Annotated in this window: 7 protein-coding genes and 1 tRNA gene; 6 read left to right on the top strand and 2 right to left on the bottom strand. The window is 54.2% G+C overall.

Going from position 1 to position 6,679, the window contains the following annotated elements:
- Window positions 1-84 precede the first annotated feature (84 nt).
- Window positions 85-160: transfer RNA gene (locus tag MKZ79_RS21095), tRNA-Trp, on the top strand.
- Between the two features lie 222 nt (window positions 161-382).
- On the opposite strand, the gene hdfR is transcribed toward MKZ79_RS21095, so the two are convergent.
- Window positions 383-1,207, bottom strand: a complete 825-nt coding sequence (hdfR, locus tag MKZ79_RS21090; RefSeq protein ID WP_336144578.1) for an HTH-type transcriptional regulator HdfR — start codon at window positions 1,205-1,207, stop codon at window positions 383-385.
- 121 nt (window positions 1,208-1,328) lie between these two features.
- Between hdfR and MKZ79_RS21085 the strand changes: the two genes are divergently transcribed.
- Complete coding sequence (locus MKZ79_RS21085; protein ID WP_336144577.1) at window positions 1,329-1,667, top strand: DUF413 domain-containing protein; 339 nt, start codon at window positions 1,329-1,331, stop codon at window positions 1,665-1,667.
- Window positions 1,668-1,727: 60 nt separating this feature from the next.
- Here the strand turns inward: MKZ79_RS21085 and MKZ79_RS21080 are convergent, their stop codons facing one another.
- Window positions 1,728-3,245 carry a YifB family Mg chelatase-like AAA ATPase gene (locus tag MKZ79_RS21080; RefSeq protein ID WP_336144576.1) on the bottom strand — a complete coding sequence of 506 codons (1,518 nt, stop codon included), beginning with the start codon at window positions 3,243-3,245 and terminating at the stop codon, window positions 1,728-1,730.
- A 334-nt stretch (window positions 3,246-3,579) separates the two neighbouring features.
- On the opposite strand from MKZ79_RS21080, the gene ilvL reads away from it, so the two are divergent.
- The 4 genes from ilvL to MKZ79_RS21060 all read left to right on the top strand — a co-directional run bounded on the left by ilvL (window position 3,580) and on the right by MKZ79_RS21060 (window position 6,675).
- Window positions 3,580-3,678: an ilv operon leader peptide gene (gene ilvL, locus MKZ79_RS21075; RefSeq protein ID WP_336144575.1), complete on the top strand. Its 99-nt coding sequence runs from the start codon at window positions 3,580-3,582 to the stop codon at window positions 3,676-3,678.
- 150 nt (window positions 3,679-3,828) lie between these two features.
- Window positions 3,829-5,475, top strand: a complete 1,647-nt coding sequence (gene ilvG, locus MKZ79_RS21070) for an acetolactate synthase 2 catalytic subunit (protein ID WP_336144574.1) — start codon at window positions 3,829-3,831, stop codon at window positions 5,473-5,475.
- Window positions 5,472-5,729: an acetolactate synthase 2 small subunit gene (gene ilvM / locus MKZ79_RS21065; protein WP_125290744.1), complete on the top strand. Its 258-nt coding sequence runs from the start codon at window positions 5,472-5,474 to the stop codon at window positions 5,727-5,729. The genes ilvG and ilvM overlap by 4 nt, the downstream gene beginning before the upstream one ends.
- A 19-nt stretch (window positions 5,730-5,748) precedes the next feature.
- Window positions 5,749-6,675 carry a branched-chain amino acid transaminase gene (locus tag MKZ79_RS21060; RefSeq protein ID WP_336144573.1) on the top strand — a complete coding sequence of 309 codons (927 nt, stop codon included), beginning with the start codon at window positions 5,749-5,751 and terminating at the stop codon, window positions 6,673-6,675.
- Window positions 6,676-6,679: the final 4 nt, after the last annotated feature.

The raw sequence follows: 6,679 nt of genomic DNA, 5'->3' as shown, positions 1-6,679 counted from the left end.
GAGCGGTAGTTCAGTTGGTTAGAATACCTGCCTGTCACGCAGGGGGTCGCGGGTTCGAGCCCCGTCCGTTCCGCCACCCTATTTAGGGGCGTAGTTCAATTGGTAGAGCACCGGTCTCCAAAACCGGGTGTTGGGGGTTCGAGTCCCTCCGCCCCTGCCAGAAAATAATCCTTTGCTTCGGCAAAGGATTTTTTTTGTGCTGAAAACGGCCGTAGCAGGGTTACCGTAGTCATCGATCTCTCCTTTCTTTATCTGGCTTTACAGCTATACCTTCCTTTTTAAAACTCTCATCTTTTCCGATCTCCTTTCTTTAACAGTGATAATCACCCATTAAAAATGGCCAGCGAGCTGACCATTATTTCATGACGAATGAGTAGTTTAATCAGGATAAATTCACAGGAAACTTCAGCAGCTGCCTGATGTGCGCCTGCTGGTCGCTGTTTTGCAACCAGACGGCATATAGCGGGCGAACAGCAACAGGCGTATCCGGAATAACGATCAGGTCGGCATATTCGCTGTGCCAGAGATCCGGCAGGAAAGCGCATGCACCTGTAGTATGAAGCAGCTGACGCGTTAAATGCGCCGAGGTAGTTGTCAGTACGGGCACGTCGTCAGCGCCTGCCAGATAGCTCTCGTGTTGATGGAAATCCGCGCCCCATTCCAGCTTAATATAGTCATATTTTTCACGTTTCTCAGATTTCCGTGAACGATAGAGCGTCAATGAAATATGACCGATCTGCTGGCTGGTCAGCTCATCCATTTTTGGCGATTCGGTGGTAATCAACAGATCCAGCTGGCGTTCATGTAGCTGCTTTACCAACAGATGGCGCTGAGCCACTCTTGCTTCCAGATGCAAATCTTCCCGGTTTTCATACAGCGTCTGTAGCCAGGGCGTCAGGTAGGCTTCCCATAAAGAAGCGCTGGCGCCGATTGAAAGCTCGTGATGCTGTTGGGTATGAGCAACCTCTTTCTTGGCCATCGTCCAGGTGCTCATCAAGCTCTCTGCGTAGGGAAGGAGTCGTTCTCCCGCCGACGTCAGCCGAATATTGTTGCGATGGCGGGTGAAAAGGTTAACACCGAGCTGATTTTCCAGCTGCCTGATACGAAAACTAACGGCAGATTGGGTGAGATAGAGCGCTTCAGCGGCACGTCCAAAGTGGCGAGTTCTGCTCACTTCAAGAAAGGTTTTTAATAATTCCGTATCCACATCCGTCTCCTGAAAATCATTTGTCGTCATGATTTAAATGTTTTGTTTTACACTCTGTCAAGCGTATCTAATACTCCGCGCCATAAATAGCACGGCCATAAAAGAGTTAGGAGCGTGTAAAATGGCGGAAAGCTTCGCAACAACGAATCGTTTTTTTGATAACAAACATTACCCGCGCGGGTTCTCCCGTCACGGTGATTTCACCATCAAAGAAGCTCAACTTCTTGAGCGTTATGGTTACGCTTTTAACGAGCTGGATTTGGCAAAGCGTGAGCCAGTAACGGAAGAAGAGCGTCTGTTTATTGAAGTATGTCGCGGCGTACGCGAACCCCAGACCGAAGCAGAACGGGTTTGGTCAAAATATATGACGCGCATCAAACGTCCTAAACGTTTTCATACGCTTTCCGGCGGCAAGCCGCAGATGGAAGGCGTTGAAGACTACTCGGACAGTGATGATTAACAATAAAGGGGCTTCGGCCCCTTTATTGTCAGCGATAAACGCTTTTTTGCAAGGTAAACCTCATTCCAGACTGTTAAGTAAGTGAAGCAACAGTCTGTCTATTGCGCGATAGCTCAATGCTTCGTGTAAATGTTCCCGGTTAATCTTTTCGCTTCCGGCTAAATCAGCAATGGTTCTGGCTACTTTTAGAATGCGTTGCCAGGCGCGAACCGAAAGCCCTAACTGATTTAATACTTCCTCCAGCCAGCGGGCATCTTCTTTACTGATTTCACAATATTGCCTTATATCGCCAGAGGTTAATTTCCCATTGATGGTTTCCGCGCGAGCCTGCTGAATGGCTCTGGCAGCCAACACGCGTTGACGTACCGCGGCGCTGGATTCGCCAGCGGCTGCCTGACTAAGCGTGCCGGGCGGCAGCAAAGGCACTTCCAGCGAGAGGTCAAACCGATCGAGAAAAGGGCCGGAAAGGCGATTGAGGTAGCGCAGCGTTTGTTGCGGCGTGCTGCGGTTATGCCTCGCGCCATGCTGGCCGGTAGGGCTGGGATTCATCGCGGCGACCAGCTGAAAACAGGCCGGATAGGTTACCTTTGCTTTAGCGCGTGAAAGGCAAACGCTGCCAGATTCAATCGGTTCCCGCAGCGCGTCCAGCGTTCTGCGTTCAAACTCTGGCAGCTCGTCAAGAAAAAGGACGCCATTGTGCGCCAGCGAAATTTCGCCGGGTTTGGGTAAGGCGCCGCCGCCAACCAGCGCATAGCGGGAAGAAGTGTGGTGAGGCGTTCTGAAAGGACGCTGACGCCACTGATGGTTTGCCAGCGACGTACTCGCCACGCTGGCGATAGCGGCGCTCTCAAGCGCTTCACGATCGCTTAATGGCGGCAGCAGTCCAATCAGCCGTGAAGCCAGCATGGTTTTGCCTGTGCCAGGCGGGCCTATCAGCAGCAGGTTATGACCGCCGGCAGCGGTAATCTCCAGCGCTCTTTTGGCCTGCTGCTGGCCAATCACCTCGCTTAAGTCTTCTGAAGGCAGCGGCGACTCAGACGGCGTATAATCGGCCTGTTCCAGTTCCGCCTGTCCGTTGAAAAAAGCGCAAACCTCCAGCAGATTATCTGCCAGACGACTTTGCGCATGGCTGACAAGGCCCGCCTCGTGACGATTGTCTTTCGACAGGATCAGCGTTCTGCCTGATTCCGCCGCCGCCATTGCCGCAGGAATAGCGGCCTGTACGCCTCTTACAGCGCCTGTCAGCGCCAGCTCGCCCAACAGCTCATATTCCCCGAGTTTTTCTCCATTGATTTGCTCTGAGGCGGCCAGAATCGCTATAGCGATAGGCAGATCGTACCTGCCGCCCTCTTTAGGTAGATCCGCAGGCGCCAGATTAACGGTGATACGCCGTGCAGGAAAAGTGAAGCCGCAATTAATCAACGCGCTTCTGACTCGTTCACGGGCTTCTTTAACTGTGGTTTCCGGCAGGCCGACCAGCGTCAGCGCAGGCAGGCCGTTACTCAAATGCACTTCGATGGTAACCAAAGGCGCTTCTACGCCGATAGCCGCGCGTGTATAGGTAACAGATAACGACATGGTGACTCCTTATGGCCGTTATTGTCTCTTGCTGCCGGCGCCGGGGCGATAGCCGAACTTTGGCTTACCGAGGCGGCTCGCAAAAAATTTACTCGCTTACAAAAATGGTTTAGCGAAATTTCGGAGCCGCTCGCAGATCTCACAGGTGAAAGCGATTACGGTGCGTGGGTAATGAAAAATTTTCAGTATTTGGCTTACGCTTTGATTATTCATTGTTTTCTTATTAATCGCGCACTGCGTCATAAAATTAAATGATGAAAAAAGTTGAACACGGACGGATAACTGTGATAACTCTGTAGGCATTACTTCGAACAAGTGAAATTATCGAATACAAATGAAAGCCCTTCTACGAGTCCTAAGCCTTGTCATTATCAACGTCGTCGTGATTATTATCACGCCGTGCGGGGCTACGCTCGGAGAAAGAAAGGCTTAAAAATCAAGCCTGATTTCAGAAGAACCCCCGCACCGAAAGGTCCGGGGGTTTTTTTTTGGACAGTGCTTACAGGCGATCAACGACAGAGGAACAGAAGATGAACAGTAGAATAAAATGCTGTTGTTCCCAGCGAGAGGCGGGGAAATAACTATGAATGGTGCTCAGTGGGTGGTTCAGGCGTTGCGTGGGCAGGGAGTCGAAACCGTTTTCGGCTATCCGGGTGGTGCGATTATGCCCGTCTATGACGCGCTCTACGATGGCGGCGTCGAACACCTACTGTGCCGGCACGAGCAGGGCGCCGCTATGGCCGCTATCGGCTACGCCCGTTCTACCGGAAAAGTGGGGGTCTGCATCGCTACTTCCGGGCCTGGCGCGACCAATCTGATCACCGGTCTTGCCGATGCGATGATGGACTCTGTTCCGGTTGTCGCTATCACCGGTCAGGTCGCGGGCGGCCTGATTGGCACAGACGCTTTTCAGGAGATCGACGTGCTCGGGCTGTCGCTGGCCTGCACCAAACATAGTTTTTTGGTTGGTTCGCTGGAAGAGCTGCCGGAAGTGATGGCTGAAGCTTTTGCCATTGCCCAATCCGGACGACCTGGCCCGGTATTGATCGACATACCTAAAGATATTCAGCTGGCCAGCGGCGAACTGACCGCGCATCTGGCGGCGGTTGAAGATGAGGCGGAACATCCTCATCAGGCGCTGCAACAGGCTCGCGTTATGCTTTCTCAGGCAAAAAAACCGATCCTCTATGTAGGCGGCGGCGTTGGAATGGCGGGCGCGGTTGAGGCTTTGCGCGCCTTCGCTCGCGAAACCGGTATCCCAACCGTGGCCACGCTGAAAGGGTTGGGCGCGCCCGACGCGCAGGATCCCTGCTATCTGGGCATGTTAGGTATGCACGGCACTAAAGCGGCCAACTACGCCGTACAGCAGTGCGATTTGCTGATTGCCGTCGGCGCCCGCTTCGACGACCGCGTTACCGGCAAGCTGGACACCTTCGCTCCGCACGCCAGCGTTATTCATATGGATATCGATCCCGCCGAGCTGAACAAGCTGCGCCAGGCGCACGTCGGTCTGCAGGGCGATCTCAACAGGCTGCTGCCCGATCTGTACCATCCAATGGATATCGGCGCATGGCGCGAGCACGTACAACAGCTGAAAGCCGATCATGGCTGGCGCTACGACCATCCTGGCGAAGCAATTTACGCGCCGCTGTTCTTAAAGCAGCTTTCCGAGCGGAAACCCGCGCGCGCCGTAGTGACGACGGACGTAGGCCAGCATCAGATGTGGTCAGCGCAGCATATAAGTTTTAACCAGCCGGAAGATTTCATCACCTCCAGCGGCCTGGGCACTATGGGTTTCGGTTTGCCCGCTGCGGTAGGCGCGCAGGTTGCCCGGCCGGAAGATACCGTTATCTGCGTTTCCGGTGACGGCTCTTTTATGATGAATGTGCAGGAGCTGGGCACCATCAAGCGCAAGCAGCTGCCGGTAAAAATTGTCCTGCTGGATAACCAGCGTTTAGGCATGGTGCGCCAGTGGCAGCAGCTGTTCTTCTCGGAGCGCTACAGCGAAACCAATTTGTCTGATAATCCCGATTTCCTGATGCTGGCTCGCGCTTTCGATATTCCAGGCCAGCGCATCACCCGTAAAGACCAGGTCGCCGCAGCACTGGACGCTTTGCTGAACAGCGAAGGGCCTTACATGCTGCACGTCGCTATCGACGAACTTGAAAACGTCTGGCCGCTGGTGCCGCCGGGCGCCAGCAACGAAAATATGATGGAGAAAAGCTCATGATGCAGCATCAGTTATCCATAGAGGCGCGCCTGCGTCCTGAAATCCTGGAGCGCATTTTGCGTGTGGTTCGCCATCGCGGTTTCCAGGTTTGCGCCATGAATATGTCCTCAGGCGAAAACAGCGACAGCATAAATATTGCGATGACCGTTGCCAGCCAGCGCCCGGTCGATTTACTGTCAACACAGTTAAGCAAGCTGATGGATGTTGCTACCGTTCACATCCAGCACCAGACAACACAACAAATCCGCGCCTGAGCGCGAAAGGAAAAGAAGAATGACGAAGAAAGCTGACTTTATCTGGTTCAATGGCGAGATGGTTAAGTGGGAAGACGCGAAGGTTAGCGTGATGTCCCACGCGCTGCACTACGGCACCTCGGTATTCGAAGGCGTCCGCTGCTACGACTCGCACAAAGGCCCGGTAGTCTTCCGCCATCGTGAACATATGCAGCGTCTGCGCGACTCTGCAAAAATCTACCGTTTTCCTGTGACCCAAAGCGTTGATGAGCTGATGGAAGCCTGCCGCGAGGTGCTGCGCGTCAATAAACTGACCAGCGCCTATATTCGTCCGCTGGTGTTTGTCGGCGACGTGGGCCTGGGCGTGAATCCGCCGGATGGTTACAGCACCGACGTCATTATCGCCGCTTTCCCGTGGGGCGCGTACCTGGGCGCGGAAGCGCTGGAGCAGGGCATTGATGCGATGGTTTCCTCCTGGAACCGCGTCGCGCCGAACACGCTGCCGACCGCGGCAAAAGCGGGCGGCAACTACCTTTCCTCTCTGCTGGTGGGCAGCGAAGCGCGCCGTCACGGCTATCAGGAAGGTATTGCGCTGGATACTCAGGGCTATATCTCCGAAGGCGCTGGCGAAAACCTGTTCGAAGTAAAAGATGGCATCCTGTTTACGCCGCCGTTTACCTCTTCCGCGCTGCCGGGCATCACCCGCGATGCGATCATTAAGCTGGCGAAAGATATGGGCATCGAAGTGCGCGAGCAGGTGCTGTCGCGTGAATCGCTCTATCTGGCCGACGAAATCTTTATGTCCGGCACCGCGGCGGAAATCACGCCGGTGCGTAGCGTGGACGGTATCCAGGTCGGCGAAGGCAAACGCGGCCCGATCACTACCCGCATTCAGTCCGCTTTCTTTGGCCTGTTCACTGGCGAAACCGAAGACAAATGGGGCTGGCTGGATCCGGTAAACCCATAACAAT

Source organism: Erwinia sp. CGal63 (genome assembly GCF_037026505.1).
Classification (GTDB): Bacteria; Pseudomonadota; Gammaproteobacteria; order Enterobacterales; family Enterobacteriaceae; genus Erwinia.
The sequence above is the reverse complement of the archived record's forward strand: the minus strand, read 5'-3'. Positions and strand labels throughout refer to the sequence as shown.